At 39.3% G+C, this 19,075-nt stretch carries 18 protein-coding genes and 1 tRNA gene; 10 read left to right on the forward strand and 9 right to left on the reverse strand.

All coding sequences use genetic code 11. From position 1 onward, the window contains the following. Nucleotides 1–41: 41 nt before the first annotated feature. On the forward strand, nt 42–1,058 hold the full coding sequence (amrS, locus tag RE471_RS04115; protein ID WP_309215523.1) for an AmmeMemoRadiSam system radical SAM enzyme: 1,017 nt from the start codon (nt 42–44) through the stop codon (nt 1,056–1,058). Here the strand turns inward: amrS and RE471_RS04120 are convergent. Both RE471_RS04120 and RE471_RS04125 read right to left on the reverse strand, forming a co-directional pair. Next, nucleotides 1,032–1,283 (reverse strand): hypothetical protein, encoded by a 252-nt coding sequence (locus RE471_RS04120; RefSeq protein ID WP_309215524.1) that lies wholly within the window; start codon nt 1,281–1,283, stop codon nt 1,032–1,034. The genes amrS and RE471_RS04120 overlap by 27 nt on opposite strands. Before the next feature lie 5 nt (nt 1,284–1,288). After that, the gene (locus RE471_RS04125; protein ID WP_309215525.1) at nt 1,289–2,071 is read right to left on the reverse strand and encodes a carbon-nitrogen hydrolase family protein; all 783 of its coding nucleotides are present in this window, start codon (nt 2,069–2,071) and stop codon (nt 1,289–1,291) included. Between the two features lie 150 nt (nt 2,072–2,221). Between RE471_RS04125 and RE471_RS04130 the strand changes: the two genes are divergently transcribed. Next, nucleotides 2,222–3,088 (forward strand): MqnA/MqnD/SBP family protein, encoded by an 867-nt coding sequence (locus RE471_RS04130; protein WP_309215526.1) that lies wholly within the window; start codon nt 2,222–2,224, stop codon nt 3,086–3,088. Nucleotides 3,089–3,097: 9 nt separating this feature from the next. On the opposite strand, the gene RE471_RS04135 is transcribed toward RE471_RS04130, so the two are convergent. Further along, nucleotides 3,098–3,928 carry a hypothetical protein gene (locus RE471_RS04135; RefSeq protein ID WP_309215527.1) on the reverse strand — a complete coding sequence of 277 codons (831 nt, stop codon included), beginning with the start codon at nt 3,926–3,928 and terminating at the stop codon, nt 3,098–3,100. Between the two features lie 394 nt (nt 3,929–4,322). Further along, complete coding sequence (locus tag RE471_RS04140; RefSeq protein ID WP_309215528.1) at nt 4,323–5,099, reverse strand: hypothetical protein; 777 nt, start codon at nt 5,097–5,099, stop codon at nt 4,323–4,325. A gap of 328 nt (nt 5,100–5,427) precedes the next feature. Here RE471_RS04140 and fdhF point away from each other — a divergent pair, with 328 nt between their 5' ends. Next, entirely contained in the window at nt 5,428–7,401 is a 1,974-nt protein-coding gene (fdhF, locus tag RE471_RS04145) for a formate dehydrogenase subunit alpha (RefSeq protein ID WP_309215529.1), read from the forward strand. Nucleotides 7,402–7,502: 101 nt separating this feature from the next. Here fdhF and RE471_RS04150 read toward each other — a convergent pair. Next, a tRNA-Val gene (locus RE471_RS04150) sits at nt 7,503–7,574 on the reverse strand. A 111-nt stretch (nt 7,575–7,685) separates the two neighbouring features. Here RE471_RS04150 and RE471_RS04155 point away from each other — a divergent pair. Further along, nucleotides 7,686–8,741 (forward strand): archaeosine biosynthesis radical SAM protein RaSEA, encoded by a 1,056-nt coding sequence (locus RE471_RS04155; RefSeq protein ID WP_309215530.1) that lies wholly within the window; start codon nt 7,686–7,688, stop codon nt 8,739–8,741. Here RE471_RS04155 and RE471_RS04160 read toward each other — a convergent pair. Together RE471_RS04160 and RE471_RS04165 are read right to left on the reverse strand one after the other, a co-directional pair. After that, nucleotides 8,721–9,362, reverse strand: coding sequence for a hypothetical protein (locus RE471_RS04160; protein WP_309215532.1), 642 nt, complete (start codon nt 9,360–9,362; stop codon nt 8,721–8,723). The genes RE471_RS04155 and RE471_RS04160 overlap by 21 nt on opposite strands. Before the next feature lies 1 nt (nt 9,363). Next, entirely contained in the window at nt 9,364–9,936 is a 573-nt protein-coding gene (locus RE471_RS04165; protein ID WP_309215533.1) for a chorismate mutase, read from the reverse strand. A gap of 148 nt (nt 9,937–10,084) precedes the next feature. Here RE471_RS04165 and RE471_RS04170 point away from each other — a divergent pair, with 148 nt between their 5' ends. From RE471_RS04170 to dnaJ, 4 genes are read left to right on the forward strand one after another with little or no spacing between them, the layout of a single operon-like run. Next, the gene (locus tag RE471_RS04170; RefSeq protein ID WP_309215737.1) at nt 10,085–11,035 is read left to right on the forward strand and encodes a thiamine-phosphate kinase; all 951 of its coding nucleotides are present in this window, start codon (nt 10,085–10,087) and stop codon (nt 11,033–11,035) included. Between the two features lie 60 nt (nt 11,036–11,095). After that, complete coding sequence (locus tag RE471_RS04175) at nt 11,096–11,608, forward strand: nucleotide exchange factor GrpE (protein WP_309215534.1); 513 nt, start codon at nt 11,096–11,098, stop codon at nt 11,606–11,608. 6 nt (nt 11,609–11,614) lie between these two features. Next, nucleotides 11,615–13,492 carry a molecular chaperone DnaK gene (gene dnaK / locus RE471_RS04180; protein ID WP_309215535.1) on the forward strand — a complete coding sequence of 626 codons (1,878 nt, stop codon included), beginning with the start codon at nt 11,615–11,617 and terminating at the stop codon, nt 13,490–13,492. Nucleotides 13,493–13,498: 6 nt separating this feature from the next. Further along, nucleotides 13,499–14,602 carry a molecular chaperone DnaJ gene (gene dnaJ, locus RE471_RS04185; RefSeq protein ID WP_309215536.1) on the forward strand — a complete coding sequence of 368 codons (1,104 nt, stop codon included), beginning with the start codon at nt 13,499–13,501 and terminating at the stop codon, nt 14,600–14,602. A gap of 231 nt (nt 14,603–14,833) precedes the next feature. On the opposite strand, the gene RE471_RS04190 is transcribed toward dnaJ, so the two are convergent. Further along, a complete protein-coding gene (locus tag RE471_RS04190; protein ID WP_309215537.1) occupies nt 14,834–15,757 on the reverse strand; it encodes a sulfur oxygenase reductase family protein in 924 nt (307 codons plus the stop codon). A gap of 280 nt (nt 15,758–16,037) precedes the next feature. Here RE471_RS04190 and RE471_RS04195 point away from each other — a divergent pair, with 280 nt between their 5' ends. Next, complete coding sequence (locus RE471_RS04195; protein ID WP_309215538.1) at nt 16,038–16,769, forward strand: hypothetical protein; 732 nt, start codon at nt 16,038–16,040, stop codon at nt 16,767–16,769. Nucleotides 16,770–16,774: 5 nt separating this feature from the next. Here RE471_RS04195 and priS read toward each other — a convergent pair whose 3' ends face one another. Beyond that, nucleotides 16,775–17,923: a DNA primase catalytic subunit PriS gene (gene priS / locus RE471_RS04200; protein ID WP_309215539.1), complete on the reverse strand. Its 1,149-nt coding sequence runs from the start codon at nt 17,921–17,923 to the stop codon at nt 16,775–16,777. Between the two features lie 137 nt (nt 17,924–18,060). Between priS and RE471_RS04205 the strand changes: the two genes are divergently transcribed. Next, nucleotides 18,061–19,074, forward strand: a complete 1,014-nt coding sequence (locus tag RE471_RS04205; protein WP_309215541.1) for a type II glyceraldehyde-3-phosphate dehydrogenase — start codon at nt 18,061–18,063, stop codon at nt 19,072–19,074. Nucleotide 19,075: the final 1 nt, after the last annotated feature.

Genomic DNA, 19,075 nt, shown 5'->3' on the forward strand with positions numbered 1-19,075 from the left:
ACTTGATATAGTATATATATTAGGAATGCGATTAAATATATATGGAAGCCAGCTTATATGAAAGAAGTGGTGACAGAATAAGGTGCACAGCCTGTGAGAGATACTGTTACTTAAAGGAGGGTCAGAGTGGCTTCTGTGGGGTAAGAACATACAGGAATGGTGTTTTAAACCTCGACGTTTACAATTATCCCTTTGGATACAACATAGACCCTATAGAAAAGAAGCCTGTTTTGCATATGTATCCCGGTTCCAGAATCCTTTCCTTTGGGACATCTGGATGTAACTTCGCCTGCAAATACTGCCAGAATTACGAAATGAGCCAGAGAAAAACTGTTGTAGGCGAATATATGACTCCGGAGAAAATAGTAAAAGAGGCAAGAAAATTGCATGTGGACGGCATAGCGTATACATATAATGAACCCACTATTTTTATGGAATTTGCCCGTGATGTGGGAATTCTGGCACACAGGTATGGGATCTTCAATATATTCGTGACAAATGGTTATGAAACACCAGAATCCATGCAAATGGCATCTGAATTCCTGGATGCCATGACTGTTGATTTCAAGGGAAATGCTGATGAAAAATTCTATAATAGATACATATCTGTACTGCACCCTGATTTAATTTATAAAACTATAAAATCTTCCATGGATTATGGCATACACACTGAAATAACAGACCTGGTTATCCCCCAGATAGGGGACAATACTGAAGATGCAGAAAAAATGATTTCAAAAATAAAGGACATAGGCGGTGAATATACTCCAATAAGCTTTTTGCGATACCATCCGGATTATAAACTGTCCCTGCCTGCAACCCCATTTGATACACTGAAAAAACATTATGACATTGCAAGGCACATGGGCATGCATTATGTTTACCTTGGCAATGTTAGGGAACAGAACTATGAAAATACATACTGCCCTGAATGCGGGGCGCTCCTGATTAAAAGGCAGCTCTTCAACTCAGAAATTATAGGTTTGAATCCAGATGGTAGCTGCACACATTGCGGATTCAAAACTGGCATATTAGTTAAGAAAGGCATTATCCAGTAGTTTTTTCATGGTCATTGGCATATTTTTTTCAATTATTATTTTTGTGGACATTGCCCGGTTGGCTATATATGCATCAATGAATTCATTGCTCACATAGTATACAAGAAGGAAATCAAGAACGATTTCCTGGTCTTCAAGGCCCTCTATCTTTTTAAATAGATGATCGCATGATATTTTTGAAACCAGGTATTTGGAAATTTCCCTCCTCATTATTACATATCTCATGTATGTCACAGTTTATAAAGCTCAGGCCTTCTCTGCCTGAGAACAGGCATTTTTTTCCTTACAGCCGCAATTCTTTCAAGGTCAACCGTGGCATATACAATATCTTCATCCTCTGCAGCGCGGGCCCTGATAGCACCTATAGGATCTGTAAATGAAGATATCCCTGTGAATCCCCCACCGACCATATTGGATGTAGCAAGATAAACTGTGTTCTCAAGAGCCCGAACAGAAACAAGAGAGAGCCACTGCTCCTCTTTCATAGTTCCTGCAAACCATGCAGAGATAAGTATAATTATATCTGCATCGTTCATGGAATAATTCCTGAAAACCTCAGGGAACCTTATGTCGTAACAGATTAACATTCCGAAATTAACGCCTCCCACTCTCGAGATTTTAAATGGCCCGTTCCCATAGGTATAAATATCTGATTCCTTGTATCCGAAAGCATCGTATAAATGGGATTTTCTGTAGTAATTAGATAGCTCACCATCCTGTATGAATACAGCTGTGTCGTAATAGTTCCCGTCATAAACCTCATTAATTCCAGCAATAATGCTGATCCTGTTGTTCTGTGAGATTTCCTTAAGCCTTCTCACATAATTGCCGTTCAGTGACTCTGAGTTCTTTATAACCGCGTCCCTGTACGGTGAATAAAACATATAATACTCAGGGAATACAATAAGCTCTGAAGAATTGGAGGCTGCAATGCCGGAATAATACTCTATATTTCTGAGGCTGATGTCCTTATCTGCAACCGGCCTCAGCTGGGTTAATGCTATTTTTAACATAAATATATAATCCGATTAAATATAAAAATCATGCGGATGATTTATTGGAGCTGGATTATAGTCCGGTTATCACCAGGTACTTGATAATAATTCATGTTACTTCAAATAATTTTTTAAAATTGTTTAAATAATATTTCTAGATGTTCATCTATGAAAACTATACGTATAGGCGCTCTGGCAGATTCAGGTGATCTTTACCCATTTATACCCATGATAGAAGGGAAGGTGAAAAGCGATGATTTCAAACTGGAATTTGAGTTCATACCTACAGTTCAGGAGGTCAATGATAAAATTGTTAAAAAAGAGGTCGATATCTCCGTGCCCTCAGCTGCACTGTATCCGTACATACAGAGGGATTATTTCATCCTCTCAACAGCAGTCGCCTCGGCAGTGGATGGAATAACAGGGATGCCAGTACTGGCTATGAAAGATATGAATATGGATGAAATCATGGATTCAAAGATTATTGTACATGGTTTAAATACTACCGCCTTCAATCTTTATAAATTGCTCATAGGCAGATATAAAAAACTTGTAGTGGTCCACAGGGTCCTTGATGAGGTAAATGCAATGGTTCAGGAGGGAGGGGTTATGGTTGCAGTGCATGAACTGAAGGCAATGTACGATCTAAGGAAAATGGGGGTTGAGCCTCACCGGCTGGCCAGTATGTGGGATATGTGGAAAGAACTCTCAGGAAATAAGCCCATGCCCATGGGAACGGTGGTGATAAACTCAGAGATAGGAGAGGAATACGCTTTGAAGTTCAAGAATTTATACAACAGGAGCAAAAAATATGCAGAGTCACATATGGATGAGATACTGCCTGTGGATGTAAAGATCATGAGGGAGGTCCAGAATTCAGATATAAGCCTCGAAGTAATCAAGGGCACAATAGGCGCAGATGTAAAAGAATATAATGTATCACTTGATGATGTCAAATCCGGGCTGGAATTTTTCTATAATATAATGTATAAGAAAAACCTGCTTCCTAGAGTCAGTGAAATAAGGTTAATTTAAGAATAAAATTTAAGGGTCAGATACAACATTCAGGTCTATATTTATTGAAACAGATGATTCCTGGCAGCAGTTAACATCCTTTCCATTTGAATCTCCCAGTCCAAGATATATGTACATAGTTGCTGTGCCGCCCGGGCTGAGTGATGTTCCGAACCCATTTGCCTCAGTTACGTTGTATACATATCCATTATCCATGTAAAGATCCTTCATGAATGCATTTCTCGGGACATTATGTGACATGAATTGGTTATTATTATTTCCACTCCAACAGCTGGGCATTCCCCACCACGGCGTAATTCCATTATTATTATACCCGGAATTGCCGCTCCATCCGTTGCCGTAATTACCCTGCATTCCGCAACAATTCCCGTTCATCGAATTGTTGTACCACCAATTATTTGTATTTGGACATGAATTCATAGATACGGGCCCGGTTGAGGATCCAGTAACTATAATCCCTACTGTCCCGGTATTCTTCACGACTGATTTTAATATAACATATTCATTGGGTGCCAAATTTGATATATTTAAGGTGTATTCACCCCCACTTAAAGCCGCGTTATATGTATCTGTACCAAGATTTATACTGTAATTCCCACTGGCATTATAGTTCTCCGAGGTCTGTCCTACCATGTTCTTAACTCCATTGGCTCCCTCTACTGTGATAACAGTGTTACTTGCATTGGTTCCTACAAGATAAATCGTGTTCTGCCAGCCTATATGCCCGGCAGTTCCATTAACATCAACACTTGAACTTCCTGAGAATGCAGAGAAAGCGAATGTTCCTCCCATGGCCACAAGAATCGGAACAACCATTAATACCAATATCTTTTTATTCATAAATACACCATTCTTAATTATTCTATTTATTTATTAATAATTAAAAAGTGGGATACTTTTATCTGGAATACAGATATTTACAAATAATTAATACAAAATGTATGGAATAAAGATACTGTAATTATCTGGTGCTAATTCTGTTAACCTGGAATATTATCATGCAGAATATTATTACCGATTTATAACATAATTATTGCGGTAAAATCTGCTTTAGAAACTTGGAAGGGTAATGGGCGCAAATAATGTGGATTCATGTGCCATGATCTGCCAAGAACTATCAGCAAAGACCCTTAATGTCAAATCAGAGATTGAATCTTTATTAATAAAATAATTTATAAGGGACATTTATATATTATCGTAAAAGAAATAAGGTTAATTTAAATATAAAAAGAATTTACGGATCAGACATTACATTCAGGTCTATATTCAATGAAATATCTGATCCCTGGTAATAGTTGACATCCTTTCCATTTGAATTCCCCAATCCCAAGTATATATACATTGTTGCCGTACCACCGGGGCTAAGAGATGTTCCGAATCCTGTTCCCTCAGTCACATTATATACATAGCCAGTATCCATCTTCAAGGCGCTCATGAAGTTTGTCTCAGATACGCCGGTAGCAGTTATGGGCTGTCCATTCGGGTTATACTGTTTGTCAGATGATGTTGTGTTGTTATAAGAATACATTGAAACTCCTGTAGATGGCATCGTGTGGCTTGGAGGTGTTGTATTCATTAATGTGGGTGGAGGTGGAGGTGGTGGGCTTGGTGGGTCTGTAACTATGATTCCTACAGTTCCAGTGTTGGTTATCACAGCTTTTAGTATAACGTATTCGCCTGGGGCAAAATTGGTTACATTTATAACATATTCGTCACCGCTTGTTGCTGTTGTATAGCTTGCTGTTCCAAGGTTCAGATTATAATTCCCGTTGCTATTATGGACATCAGCCCCCTGTCCTATTGTTGTTGTAATTCCGTTAGGTCCCTGCACGGTTATTACAGTGTTGTTTGCATTTGTTCCAACAAGATGAACATTGTTCTGCCAGTCCAAATGTCCTGCCGTTCCGTTAACAGCTATGCTCGAACTCCCGGAGAATGCAGAGAAAGCGAATGTTCCTCCCATAGCCACAAGAATAGGCACAACCATTAATACTAATAATTTTTTGTTCATTTATTCACCATGTTTTTATTATTCTCATGTTAATTAAAACGTATGATTAAGATATATTATACAGAGATATTAATAAAAAATTAGTACAAACAGTACAGAACACTGATACTTGAAAATACTGTACATGTCTATTAACAACCATTCAATATAAAAATATAGAATAATGATGTGGCAATGCTGGGTAATAAATCATGGAAGACAAAGTACTGTTGTGGAGAACCTAAAACGTGATACCTGCCGCCTCTGATTCCAGATACTCTTGGAATTAATTATTCAATATATTCATTAAAATGTATAGGGTTAAATATGGATGTTGTTTGAATTAAGTATGAAATCTATATGCCCTTTTTGCGGTGTGGGATGCGGATTAGAGTTGTTACCTGTTAATCACATCATTACAGCTGTAAAACCTGTTTCAGAACATGTGGTTAGCCATGGCCATATATGCGGTAAGGGAGCAGCGGCACATGAAGCTCTAACCATGTGGGACAGAATTTATTATCCGCTGGTGAGAAATAAAGGCAACCTGGAGAGAACCGACTGGGATAGTGCATTAGATCTGGTTGTGAAAAAAATAAAAGAAATACAGGCAAAGTATGGCCCAGATTCAGTGGCATTTTATGGGGGTTGCCAGAATACCCTTGAAGAAGTTTACCTGTTCCAGAAACTTGGAAGGGCCCTGGGGACGAACAATGTGGATTCCTGTGCCAGGGTTTGCCACGACCCATCAGCAAAGGCACTCAAGGAAATGGTTGGAATAGGGGCAGGTGCAACATCTGTAACTGAAATCCCAAAGGCAGATGTAATAGTTATCGCCGGAGAATCGATTACGGATAGCCATCCGGTGCTATCACAGTATTTTGTTGAGGCAAAGCAAAATGGTGCCAGGATTATAGTAATAGACCCAAGAACTACTAGGACTGACGTTTTTGCAGACGTACATATAAAAATAAAACCACGGACAGATATCTTCCTTTTCAATGCAGTTGGGAACTACCTCATACAGAACAACCTTATCAACAATGATTTTATAAATGCAAGGACAGATGATTTTGAATCCTATAAGGCTGCAGTTTCATCCTATACCCTTGAACTTGCAGAGGAGAAAACAGGAATCCCGAAAGAAACCATAAGGCAATTTGCCGACCTTGTTTCTGGTGGGAAGACCATTTTTTCATGGGGCCTGGGTCTGACGCAGTCAACTGGCACAAAGGGTATAAAATCATATATAGACCTTGTGCTGTTAACCGGCAACATTGGAAGGGAGGGAACCGGGATTATAGTTTACAGGGGGCAGACAAACGTTCAAAGTTCCGGCGACCTGATAAAACCTGATACGTTCCCAAACGGGCCATTGAATGAGGCAAATAGCGAGGAATTATCCAAAGTATGGGGATTCAGGCCACCTGTTTGCAAGGGGACAAATATACCTGAGGCATTTTATGGAAATGACGGAAAGATAAAGGCACTGTTTCTCATGGGCTACAATCCCGTAAGAAGCCTGCCAGATAAGGCTAGAATAGAGAAATTTCTTAAATCCCTGGAACTGGTTGTCGTCCAGGATATATTCATGACAGAGAATACAGATTACGCCCATATAGTATTCCCTGCCGCAGCATGGGCAGAAAAGGATGGTTCGGTTACGAGCCTTGACAGGCTTGTGAAATGGAGATTCAAGGCAGTTGATCCTCCTGGTGAGGCATTGCCCGACGGTGAAATTATTGCAAGAATAGCCAAAAAAGCTGGTTTTTCCTTTGATTCCTCCCCTGAAGCAAACTTTGAAGAAATGAAAAAAGTTTCCAAAATATATTCCGGGGTAGATATTAATGATGTAAAGGATTACTCCAAAAATTCAAGATATCCACATGGAGAACTCCATCTGTACAGTGAAAAGTTCTCACTTCCTGATGGAAAGGCAAAATTCATTCCTGTTGTTGCAAAGGAAGAAAGCAGTGATCTTATACTCTCTACCGGAAGAACTGTTACAAGGTATAACACAGACGAGGTCATAAACAGGATTCCGGGTATGCAGAAGTATGTCCCTACATTGTGGATAAATCCTGTCGATGCAAAAAAATACGGCGTGAGTGACGGTTCCATGGTACTTTTGAAATCCCGGGTTGGGCAGCTTGAAATATCAGCAAGAATTACAGAAGATGTGATCCCAGGAGTTGTATTTTCATATATGCATAATGCTGACATAAACTATGTTGTGGACGCAGAACTGGACGATGAAACTGGAACACCGAAATATAAATTCACCCCTGTTACCATAGCTCCGGTGACCCATGCATCTTCATGAATAAATTTAAAGATGAATGTGCCAGATAAAATAAATCTCCCATATTTTATAAGCAATAAAAATCCATGGAATATCTATCCACACAATGCCAATCCATAAAATGGGCCCGACCGGATTCGGACCGGTGACCTTCTCCGTGTCAGGGAGACATCATACCACTAGACTACGAGCCCTTCTAGGTTCATTTTAAGATAATATATAATTTTTTACATTGGTCTTTAAAACACCGCTTTAGTTATAATATCATAATAACACTCATATACGTATTATCAATATTATATAGGATGGTAGTAAGAGATTATTCACTTTACATTAAAGGTCTTATGCATGAGAATAACCGGAAAAACGATGTTAACAAACCGGTGTCCATATGGAAGGAGCTTGATAGACTGAGAGGGTATCCGGAGAAGACAGTTGTGTGTATCTTCAGGACTACCGGCTGTGCATGGTATAAATTTACTGCATGCTCCATGTGTGGGTATTTCAATGATACATCCCCAGAGATTGTGGACGAAAATCTGATGCATCAGATAGATACACTGTATGATTCACTGGAGGATACCAGGGTCTTAAAAATTTTTACCTCAGGAAGCTTTCTTGATCCTAATGAGGTTCATCCCCCTGTTAGGGATTATTTCATCGAAAGGATGAAGAATAAGGTTGATAAACTGCTTGTGGAGTCCAGAACTGAATATATCAGGCCGGAAACCCTTGAACCATTCAAAAAGGCAGGAATGGATCTCCGTATTGCCATAGGTCTTGAAAGCGCCGACGATTATATAATGAAATATTCCGTAAATAAGGGAAGCACGCTGAAAAAATTCATAGATGCTGCAACAATTCTTAACAGGGAAAAAATAGAGTTGCGAACATACCTCCTGTTCAAGCCACCATTTATTTCGGAAAAAATGGCCATCGAAGATATAATAAAGTCCGTGGAAATTGTGGCACCATATTCAACTGATATATCAATAAATCCAATGAACATACAGAAAAACACACTTGTTGAAAGGCTCTGGAAGAAAGGCCTTTACAGACCCCCAAGACTGTATTCACTGGCAATGCTGCTAATACAGCTTGGTTCCCGTTATCCTGTGCTTTCCTATCCAACAGGTGGAAACAGGGAGAGGGGAGTGCATAATGATAGTTATGACAGGGAATTGCTGGACCTCATAGTTCAGGGTTCCCTGGATCATGATTTTACAAAGCTTGCTGATTATTATAATTCCCTTGATCTTGAGGAATACAGGTATCAGGTCGAGCTTGAGGACAGAATGTTTTTCCAGGGGGATTACGATGCCCTGTTAAAAAGACTATCATCATCTTCCATTACCTATTAACTTTTTAATATTGCGCAGTTTTTCCTCTACTTCCTCTATTATGGACTGTGTATTTTTATTAAATTTTATAGTATCCAGCATTATATCCTGATTTTCAGCATATTTTATTCCTGATAGTTCAAGCAATTTTTTATGAGAACTTGTTTCCATCTTCATTTCTTGGGAATCTGCAATATATGATAGTATATACGGTTTCACCAGCAGCTCAGCCATAAGTTTATCGTGCTCATCAGCGGTTACCGATATCATGTTATATCCTGTAAACAAATCACACATCGCCTCCAGCGATCCAGCCGGAGATATATCATTTATAAAGATTATGTCTCTGTTTGTCATATAGGATGATGGGCCAAACATGGGGTGCATACTTGTTATTTTTTTAGAGAATGCCTTAAGTGGGGATTTCACAGATGTCAGGTCAACAAATCCACCGTAGTCTGGATACATATTTATAATATCAAGAGTTGCCTTCAGTGGTACAGCGAGAAAGGCAACTTGGGCCCTACCAAGTTCCTGTTCTAGATTATCCATATTATCCCTATCGACGCCTGCCGAACCTGGAAAAATCTGCATCAGTGTTTTACCAAGTCTTCCCTCATACCCTATTATAAGAATTCTCATATCACTCGATTACAATTTTGTATATGCTGTTTATATTTATCATAAATCTTTCTGATATCAAAATATAATCCGTTGCTATTTCAATATCCTGTGGAATCCCGCTATTGAGGTTAATTACTATGTCTGGCTTTTCAATATAATCTACAATGTGGTGCCCTGCCTGTGCCATCATATTGGATATGACTACATCCATGCATTTTATTATGGACCCCGGGTTCAGTATCTTTGAAAGGAGAAAAATAAGATTACTGTGGTTGCCGCTGTATTTTATGTACTTTAATCCATTTCCATAATCAGAATAATTAAATTTAATATCCTGCGCAGTCCCTCTCTTCTCATAATGTATGGAAAATTCGAAAAGAACATTGAGTACGAATTCCTCGAAAGGGTCCCGGGAAAGCGTTTTCAGTATATCTATTTCCCTAGCCCTATTCCTTATATCCATGTTTTCGGAATTCTTAATCTCGCCTATTTTCCCGGCCAGCTCTCTCCTTTTTTCCAGCAATTCCAGTATCTTCTTTGAATTGAGGTAAATCTCATCCCTTAGATTATCCAGTTCATTGATAAATTTCATCACCTATGATAGAGCATGTCTATCATGTATAAATATTTTCCAATTTAACACTTAAGCTGAAAGCTCATGGCACCAATTCATATAGGCAGCTGCTGAGGCAATAACAAACTTTAAATTGCCAGGATTTATAACAAATTCATTGAAGCTAATGAACCTCGGGGAACGGGAAATTATAGACATACTCGCAGGCAAAGATCGTGATATAGATGACTGTGCGGTGTTGAAATGTGGTGATACAGATCTTCTTTTATCAACTGATCTTATTACACGTGCAACCCATCTTCCAGATGGAACTCCTCCCTTTCTGGCAGGAAAATTCTTTGCAGCCATAAATCTGAGTGACATAGCTGCTATGGCGGGAATACCCGAGGGCATGCTCATATCAATTTCCGTTTCACCTGAATACGATATCAAGTATCTGGAAGAATTTTACCGTGGGGCCAAATACGAGCTTTCCAGGTATGGCGGAATAATACTGGGTGGAGACACCAAGGAAGGTGATGATTTCACTGCCTCAGGAACAATAGTTGGCAGGCAGGTACCAGATCTTATAAGAAGAAGGTCGTACATAGGACCTGGCCAGCAACTGTTCGTTACCAATTCACTAGGTTCAGCCGGTTCTGGTTATATTTATTATAAGTACGGAACAGATAAAGAATATGGAATCAGGCAAATGCTGGATATCGAGCCCAGAATCTCAGAAGCACAGAAAATAAGCAAAAACGGGGCAAAATTTATGATGGACTTATCCGACGGCATTTATGCGTCCATTTACCAGATGCACAGGGATTTTGGGACTGGATTCAGGATTTATATGGAAAAAATTCCTGTGGCGCATTCTGTTGAAGAAGCCTCCAGGATTTCTGGTTTTTCAGTTGAGGATATAACACTTTCATTCGGTGGGGATTATGAACTTCTGTTCACCGTTGATAATGAGGATGTTGAGGGCTTTATACACGCCATGGATGCTGAACATATTGAGGTTCACAATATAGGCGAAACATATAATGGGATAAATGTAATGCATGATAAGGGGTTATGGCATCCTGTAAATAATAGGGGGTACGAACATTTTATGGGCGTACCTCTTAATAAATAATACCAAAAAAGTAAATATTTATATAGAAAATATTTATATAGAAGAACAAATATACTTATGATGAACCATAAAGAATATAGCAGGCCCCTTGAATTCGATATAGAACAGGTAAGGAAGAGAAATAAAATGAAGGACAGGGAAGAAATGAAAAAATATAAAGATCTGTACAATAGTACCATGGCCGATCTCAATGATTACAAAAACCTCTATGTACGTCAGAGAACTGAAATGGAAAATTATTCTAAATACAAGGAGAAAGAGATCAGTAACATAAGGAAAAATGCAAGCAGTGAACTTATCAAAGAACTCCTGCCTGTTCTTGACACCCTGGATGCAGGTATAGCCCATGACCCGAAACTGGAACCTGTTAAATCCCAGCTCCTTAAGGTACTTCAGGCACACGGTCTGAATGTAATTGAGGCAAAGGGAAATAAATATGATCCCAATATAGAAGAGGCCGTGGGAGTTCTGGATCAGGGAGAGGACGGAACTATCCTTGAAGAGGTTCAGAAAGGTTATACACTAAATGGGGATGTCATACGGACATCAAAGGTAATTGTTTCAAAAAGGTGATAAAAAATGAGTAAAATAATAGGCATTGATTTAGGTACAAGCAATTCAGCAGCAGCAGTGGTTATATCAGGTAAGCCTGAATCTATCCCTGCAGCGGAGGGCGTTTCACTTGGCGGGAAATCTTTCCCGAGCTATGTTGCGTTTACAAAGGATGGCCAGCTTCTGGTTGGAGAACCTGCCAGAAGACAGGCACTTCTGAATCCTGAGGGAACAATATACGGCGCTAAGAGAAAGATGGGAACCGATTTTAAATACAAAATATTCGGTAAAGAATACACACCACAGCAGATATCTGCGTTTATTCTGCAAAAAATTAAGAAGGATGCAGAGGCTTTTTTGGGAGAGCCCGTCAATGACGCGGTTATAACTGTTCCTGCATATTTCAACGATAATCAGAGGCAGGCCACCAAAGATGCTGGGGCCATTGCAGGGTTGAATGTAAAAAGAATTATAAACGAACCAACAGCAGCCTGCATGGCATACGGTATTGATAAATTGAATGAAACATTAAAAATTCTTATCTATGATTTCGGCGGAGGAACCCTGGATGTAACAGTTATGGATTTCGGACAGGGTGTATTCGAGGTTATGTCAACATCCGGAGATACAAAGCTTGGAGGAAGTGATATGGATGAGGCCATAGTGAACTTCCTTGCAGATGATTTCAAGTCAAAGGAGGGAATAGACCTAAGAAAGGACAAATCAGCATATATAAGGCTAAGAGACGCCGCAGAAAAAGCTAAGATAGAATTATCAACAGTACTGGAATCAGATATTAACCTGCCTTACATAACTGCCACACAGGATGGCCCGAAGCATCTTGAATATAAGCTGACCAGGGCAAAACTCGAGGAATTAATTGCCCCTATCGTTGCCAGATCTGCTGAATCACTTGATAAGGCACTTCAGGGTGCAAAGCTTTCAAAGGGAGACATAAATAAAATTATACTCATTGGTGGACCAACAAGAATGCCCTATGTTAGAAAGTATGTTGAAGATTATTTCGGCAAAAAGGCTGAAGGCGGGGTTGACCCTATGCAGGCAGTTGCCACAGGTGCTGCAATACAGGGTGGAGTCCTTATGGGCGATATCAAGGACATAGTTCTTATAGATGTAACCCCACTGACCCTGGGTATAGAAACTGTTGGTGGTGTGATGACTCCACTGATATCTGCCAACTCTACAATCCCAACCAAAAAAACCCAGGTATTCTCTACTGCCGCAGATATGCAGACCGCCGTGGATATACACATAGTCCAGGGCGAGAGACCGCTTGTTAAGGATGATGTTTCCCTGGGTAATTTTACACTTACTGGTATAGCACCCGCTCCCAGGGGAGTCCCACAAATTGAGGTAACATTTGATATAGATGCAAATGGGATACTGAATGTATCAGCAAAGGATAAGGGAACAGGAAAATCACAGAGCATATCAATCAGCGCCTCCAATAAGCTATCCAAGGAAGAAATAGAAAAAATGAAAAAAGAGGCTGAACAGTATGCCGAAGAGGATAAGAAGGAAAAGGAAAATATAGAAACACTCAATAACGGAGAATCTCTGGCATATACTGTAGAAAAAACAATCAACGAAGCAGGAGATAAACTGGACAGTGAAACAAAGGACAAGATGAAGGAATTAATAAAAGATCTGAAGGATGCTGTAGAAAAGAAAGACGTCGACAAGGTAAAGGAACTAACTGAAACACTTACTAAGGAAATGACGGCAGTGTACCAGAAAATGGCACAGGCACAGCAGGATCAGGGAACCCAACAGCAGGGAGAACAGGGCAGCGAATCACAGGAACAGAATACTGAGAATCAGGGATCTGCAGAACAGGGAAATGATGACAATACTGTAAATACAGATTATAAGGAAAACCAATGAGTGGAAATGGCAACAGATTACTATAGTGTCCTTGGTGTGGACAGGAATGCTTCGCAGGATGAAATCAGGGCAAAGTTCAGGGAACTTGCAAAGAAATACCATCCGGATGTCAATGCTGGTAGCAAGGAGGCTGAACAGAAATTCAAGGAAGTGGCAGAAGCATACGAGGTACTTTCAGATCCACAGAAAAGGCAACAATATGACGCTACCGGTTCCACTACATTCGGAGATGCAGGCGGATCAGGAGGTTCTGGATTTAACTGGGAAGACTTCTCACATTTTGACGATATAAACGATATCTTCAGCAAAATATTCGGCGGTGGCTTCGGTGGTGGAAATTCCGGTGGATTCTATGGCGGTTATGACACGCAGCCGGATCTGGACATATACATTAAGGTAAATGTTACCCTGGAGGATGCCTATTACGGTGCATCCAAACCTGTTAAGTTTAAAAGGAATGCAATGTGCGAAACATGCAATGGCACCGGGGCAGAAGGAGGAGTCCTTGTTACATGTCCAACATGCCATGGCACGGGAAAGGAAAGAATATCACGTGGTCAGGGATTCTTTAATTTCGTACAGGTTATTGTATGCCGTACATGTAATGGCCGGGGAAAAATACCGAAAACTCCATGTAAGGTCTGCAATGGCAAGGGTTATATCCCTAAAATGGAAAACATATCAATTACAATACCAAAAGGCGTGGATACAAATACAAGGCTGAGAACACAGAAGCTTGGGAATTCCTTTGGCGGCGTAACCGGCGACCTGTATGCTGTTGTATATGTCCAGCAGAACCCAAACATTAAACGTACAGGCGATAATTTATATGTTAAAGAGGCCATAGATTTTCCAACAGCTGCACTGGGGGGAACTGTACAGATACCTCTATTTAAGGAAAAATTCAATCTGACCATCCCTGCTGGAAGCCAGCCTGACGACGTATTAAGAATCAAAGGCGCCGGCATGCCCAGGTTAACTTCCCATGGAAGCGGTGATCTGCTGGTTGTTTTGAAACTTCAGGTACCCAAGCATCTATCATCCAGAGAAAAAGAACTCATTGAAGAATTGAAGGGTGAACCGGTTAAAAAATCATGGTTCCATATTTAAATATAATTTTATCATATTATATTCTCGATTAAATTATATAAAACAATATATTATATATATGCTTGTAAGGATTAATGAGGCATGGAGAAATAGAAAATTTACCTGTAATTAAGGTATTAATGGGAAGTATATGAAACATAAATGCAAAAATCCATACTAAATATTCTTTAACATTTCATGAAAATTTGAAAACGCATATATTTATTCTATAAGAAAAAATAAAAAATTAGTTTATGGGGAGTTTAAATACTCTCTCCAGGTTGTTCCTTCCATCATGGGATTCAATAATCTTATGTATGGGCCCCTTATTAATGTGTCCAGAACCTTGTCGTGTATTTCCCTTGCAGGATGAGCAAACAGCACTCTTCCTATTCCGAACATTGCATCATTGGGACTTGCCCATTCCATGTGCACCCTGTATTCTGGTGGTGTGGGCTTTGCTTCCTCATATGTGAATGAACCTTCCTGCTGGGTCGGTACCTCACCGCCGGATTCTAATGATTCATGTATACCCTTTGACTTAAGCTGGAATGAACCTACTGCCGATACACCAACTTCCTTCAGTATCATGTATCCCAGGAATCCCGGGGCATTCTCGAAGTCCTTCATAACCTCAACTATTGTTGATTCGAACTCCTTTTCACTTCCCTTCTTTACAGTGTGCTCTGACAATGCAATGGTTCTCTGCCCGTATGGCATGGATATTGGAGGTACACCGGACGGGTCTCCTGCTGCAAATTTTTTTCCGAACATTACTGTGAAATCTGCCATTTCTGTGTTTAATGGCATGCTTGCATCCACTATCTCATATAATGGTTCCCATGGTCCGTAAACTACCTGTGAAAGGCAGGAAGAACATAGCCTGAATATGGATGAGAAATTTTCCCTGTGCATATCTTCATGGTCTTTTATGCTCTTCCACATTGTGTACTGGTAAACATTCATCGTGTCCATCTTGGTCATATCCATTGAACCGCCTCCCCATCTTGTTCCCATGGGGATTATTCCGAATTGCATATGGTTCTGGAAACCAACGAAACCTGGATGCCTGGCAGTTACCTGGCATACTTTTGGACCCACCTGCTGGAACATCTGCATGGTCGTATCGTTATTCAACATCTCGACCTCATTTATTGCTACATATGGTTTAGGCATTTTTTTGTCACCATATATTAGATTAATATGTCATATTTAAGCTTTATTATTCATATGTATGACTTTTTTAGATTATTAATACCATCATTTGAATTCATTCTATATATGCTTAATTTCGTAATAAATATTCTATTATAGTAAAAAAATAAAAATATTTCAGCATATATCTAAATTAGTTTCTATATTTTTATTTTTTTCTTTAATTTTCACTGATATTATATACTTTTCATAAATAGGAATATTACAATAAAATATTTATATTGATACTACATTAATACTTATGGTAAGCAATACAATAGAGAATAACAAATCGTATTATTTAAAATCACTGTCGCTTGAGGACAAATTTTCAAGGCTGGATGCCTGGTATAAGGTTGATTTTTTGATTGACAATAATATTATGACAAAGGAATACGTGGTGGAAAATAAGGGTCAATTCCTGGATCTTCTTACAACAACTGATGAAATGGTAAAGGTACATGCATGGGTCCTCGCCAGAAGGTTTGCAGATGCAGGATACATAACCAGGGAGGACATAGACAAACGGAAATCATATCTGATACCCTATGTGCAGAGTGGGGATCTTACAGCCTGGTGGAACGCTGTAGACCTGATAAAAGGTGGATATATTGACAGCTCATATATCAGGCCCTACAGAAATGTATTTATTGAAAGCCTTAAAAGTGAAAATCCGGGAATAGTTAGTGATGCATGGCATATGGTACCCATGCTGACAGACGCTAAAATTTTAACTGAATCCGATTATGAGGATAATAAAAAATATCTATTCAATGTTTTAAAATCCTCAAATCAATATATAAGGCTTAATGCATGGGAAACCATAATAGACCTCGGAGAAAAGGGGGTATTGCAGAAAGAGGATATACTGCCATTCAGGGATCGTGCAAAAGAACTCATAGAAGGGGATGACCTAATAAAATTGACATCTTTGTTTGATACAAACAGGGAAGATTTCCTTCTTAGGTTAAAAAAACTGGACCTGATCCAGTGATAAATTTATTCCGGTATAAAATCTGCAACATTTATTGCAGATGTGAATATTCCCAGATAAAGTGGAACCCGGTTTTCTCCCTTCTCTATTGAATAATTTTCTCCATTCATGGATATTGAGAATTTGTTGATTTTCATATTGATATTTATCTCACTGTTTTTAAAGACCTCCGGTATTGCCTCATTCAGGGGATTAAACGATTTCAGGCTGTCTAGTTGCACAGGCTTCACCATCAATCCTGTTTTTCCGTGGAGACTGAATGGGAATCTTATAAGTCTGTGAATATCAGTTGTAACCGGCTCATCTATTTCAGCCAGTGCATTTTTTTTGAAATCCTGAAGCAGTTTTCCCAGCATTATTCGGTCATAATCAACCGACGCATTTTCATTGCTATTGCTTTTTTTTATAAGCAATTTAAATTTATTTCCCTCAACTTTTTTCAAAAAATCAATAATTTTCTCCCCATTGTAGAATTTCTCAAGGTAGTTCATATAGTTCCACCAGGATTTGCCAAAAACTGATTTGACATAATTTTCATCTATATTGCTGTAAAAATCGGCAATATAGCGGTTGAACCTTCCAAGTATCCCGTAATTGAAATAACTGTCGTCAAGCATTTTTAGATCCTCTATATTGAGCCCCTCTATACGTATATAATCGCCAATATCCCTTCTTGAATCGGAATCCATTGTGTAAATTTTATCACTCTCCACATGTACATGGTAACCCCTGCCACCAGAAAAGTAAAGTCTTATATTATTCTCGCCGAATCCAAAATCGTTCATGAGCATTTCCAGCAGTCTGATCGTATGTTTTTTGACCTCTGCAAGGATTTCCATGTATGTCATTTTGTTTGCCCCTTCTATGTGGTCTGCATCCAGGTCAAATATGAGCTCAGCACCAAGCCATTCCTTTTCCATCATTTTGTGCTGGTCAGGAAACCTGTAGTATGCTGAGGAGTAGTAAAGATGCCTCGGCACATACTGCCTTACAAACCTTTCGATTGGTTTCTGCCCGGAGAATTTTTTATGCCTTATCATTGTGCCATTGAATGGGATAAACCCGATCTCCCGCTGAAATAGCATATCTGGTATACCCAGTGAGCTTGTGGAATAGTACTTCCTAAAATACTGTTTCAAAATGTCATCCGGCACAAACTAACATTTAACCGCATAATATAATTATTTCCTTGTTGTACAGTCTTGAATTTAGGGTTTATCTTCCCAAACTGATACACAGTGCCCACCTGTAATCAATAAATTTATAATATCCAACAGTATCGTATTTCAATATGATAGGCGTTGCTATAAATGGTTACGGCACAATAGGCAGGAGGGTTGCATATGGCGTTTCCGTTCAGGATGATATGTATGTCACAGGAATAGTAAAAAATTCTCCAGATTATGTTACAAAGCAGGCATCCAGATACTATAATATATATGTACCTGACAGTGATAAAAAAAAGGAATTTGAGGAAAGTGATGTTAAAGTAAAGGGAACACTTAAAGATCTTCTGGCTGAATCTGATATTGTTATTGATGGAACACCTGAGGGAAACGGGGAAAAGAATTTAAAACTATATAAGGAGTATGGAATAAAGGCAATTCTCGAGGGTGGTGAAAGGAGTGAGGCGGTGGAATCCAGTTTTAATGCCTATTCAAATTATTCAGAGTCCATGGGAAAAAATTACGTTAGGGTTGTATCGTGCAATACAACGGCACTTGCAAGAACCCTCACACCATTACATGAGGCCTTCAGGATTGAAAGTGCCAGTTCAACAATACTTAGAAGGGCAACAGATCCCAATGATAATAAAAAAGGGCCAATAAATGCCATAGAGCCGTCCATGTCCTATCCCTCACATCATGCAGGAGATTTAAAAACGGTAATGAAGGACATAAATATAGAAACCACTGCTGTCAAGGTTCCTACAACCCTAATGCATGTACATGTAATAAATCTTGAACTTGCTTCCCAGCCCGGCATACAGGAGGTTATAAACGCCCTATCCCAGAAGAGGAGAATAATAGTGCTGAACGGTGGTGAGAAGATAAATTCAACCGCACAGGTTATGGATTACGCAAGAGAACTTTCAAGAAATAGATCTGACCTGTATGAAATTGCAATCTGGAGGGATAGCATAAATATTTATAAGAACAGACTGCATTATATACAGGCAGTTCACCAGGAAAGCGATGTTATACCTGAAAATATAGATGCTATAAGGGCAATGTTCGGCATGGAACAGAACCTGTCGGTGAATAAAACAGATGCCTCACTTGATATAAAAGGAGTTGAATATTAAA

This window comes from Ferroplasma sp. (genome assembly GCF_031200575.1).
In the GTDB taxonomy this organism is placed as follows: Archaea; Thermoplasmatota; Thermoplasmata; order Thermoplasmatales; family Thermoplasmataceae; genus Ferroplasma.

Bases quoted from the DNA above. Each gene is read 5' to 3' on its own strand.
- RE471_RS04160 (WP_309215532.1), bottom strand. From the start codon at position 9,362: ATGAGAATTCTTATAATAGGGTATGAGGGAAGACTTGGTAAAACACTG.
- RE471_RS04120 (WP_309215524.1), bottom strand. From the start codon at position 1,283: ATGAGATATGTAATAATGAGGAGGGAAATTTCCAAATACCTGGTTTCA.
- RE471_RS04205 (WP_309215541.1), top strand. From the start codon at position 18,061: ATGATAGGCGTTGCTATAAATGGTTACGGCACAATAGGCAGGAGGGTT.
- RE471_RS04140 (WP_309215528.1), bottom strand. From the start codon at position 5,099: ATGAACAAAAAATTATTAGTATTAATGGTTGTGCCTATTCTTGTGGCT.
- RE471_RS04190 (WP_309215537.1), bottom strand. From the start codon at position 15,757: ATGCCTAAACCATATGTAGCAATAAATGAGGTCGAGATGTTGAATAAC.
- fdhF (WP_309215529.1), top strand. From the start codon at position 5,428: ATGAAATCTATATGCCCTTTTTGCGGTGTGGGATGCGGATTAGAGTTG.
- dnaJ (WP_309215536.1), top strand. From the start codon at position 13,499: ATGGCAACAGATTACTATAGTGTCCTTGGTGTGGACAGGAATGCTTCG.
- RE471_RS04135 (WP_309215527.1), bottom strand. From the start codon at position 3,928: ATGAATAAAAAGATATTGGTATTAATGGTTGTTCCGATTCTTGTGGCC.
- RE471_RS04165 (WP_309215533.1), bottom strand. From the start codon at position 9,936: ATGAAATTTATCAATGAACTGGATAATCTAAGGGATGAGATTTACCTC.
- RE471_RS04170 (WP_309215737.1), top strand. From the start codon at position 10,085: ATGAACCTCGGGGAACGGGAAATTATAGACATACTCGCAGGCAAAGAT.
- RE471_RS04195 (WP_309215538.1), top strand. From the start codon at position 16,038: ATGGTAAGCAATACAATAGAGAATAACAAATCGTATTATTTAAAATCA.
- amrS (WP_309215523.1), top strand. From the start codon at position 42: ATGGAAGCCAGCTTATATGAAAGAAGTGGTGACAGAATAAGGTGCACA.
- dnaK (WP_309215535.1), top strand. From the start codon at position 11,615: ATGAGTAAAATAATAGGCATTGATTTAGGTACAAGCAATTCAGCAGCA.
- RE471_RS04130 (WP_309215526.1), top strand. From the start codon at position 2,222: ATGAAAACTATACGTATAGGCGCTCTGGCAGATTCAGGTGATCTTTAC.
- RE471_RS04125 (WP_309215525.1), bottom strand. From the start codon at position 2,071: ATGTTAAAAATAGCATTAACCCAGCTGAGGCCGGTTGCAGATAAGGAC.
- RE471_RS04175 (WP_309215534.1), top strand. From the start codon at position 11,096: ATGAACCATAAAGAATATAGCAGGCCCCTTGAATTCGATATAGAACAG.
- RE471_RS04155 (WP_309215530.1), top strand. From the start codon at position 7,686: ATGGTAGTAAGAGATTATTCACTTTACATTAAAGGTCTTATGCATGAG.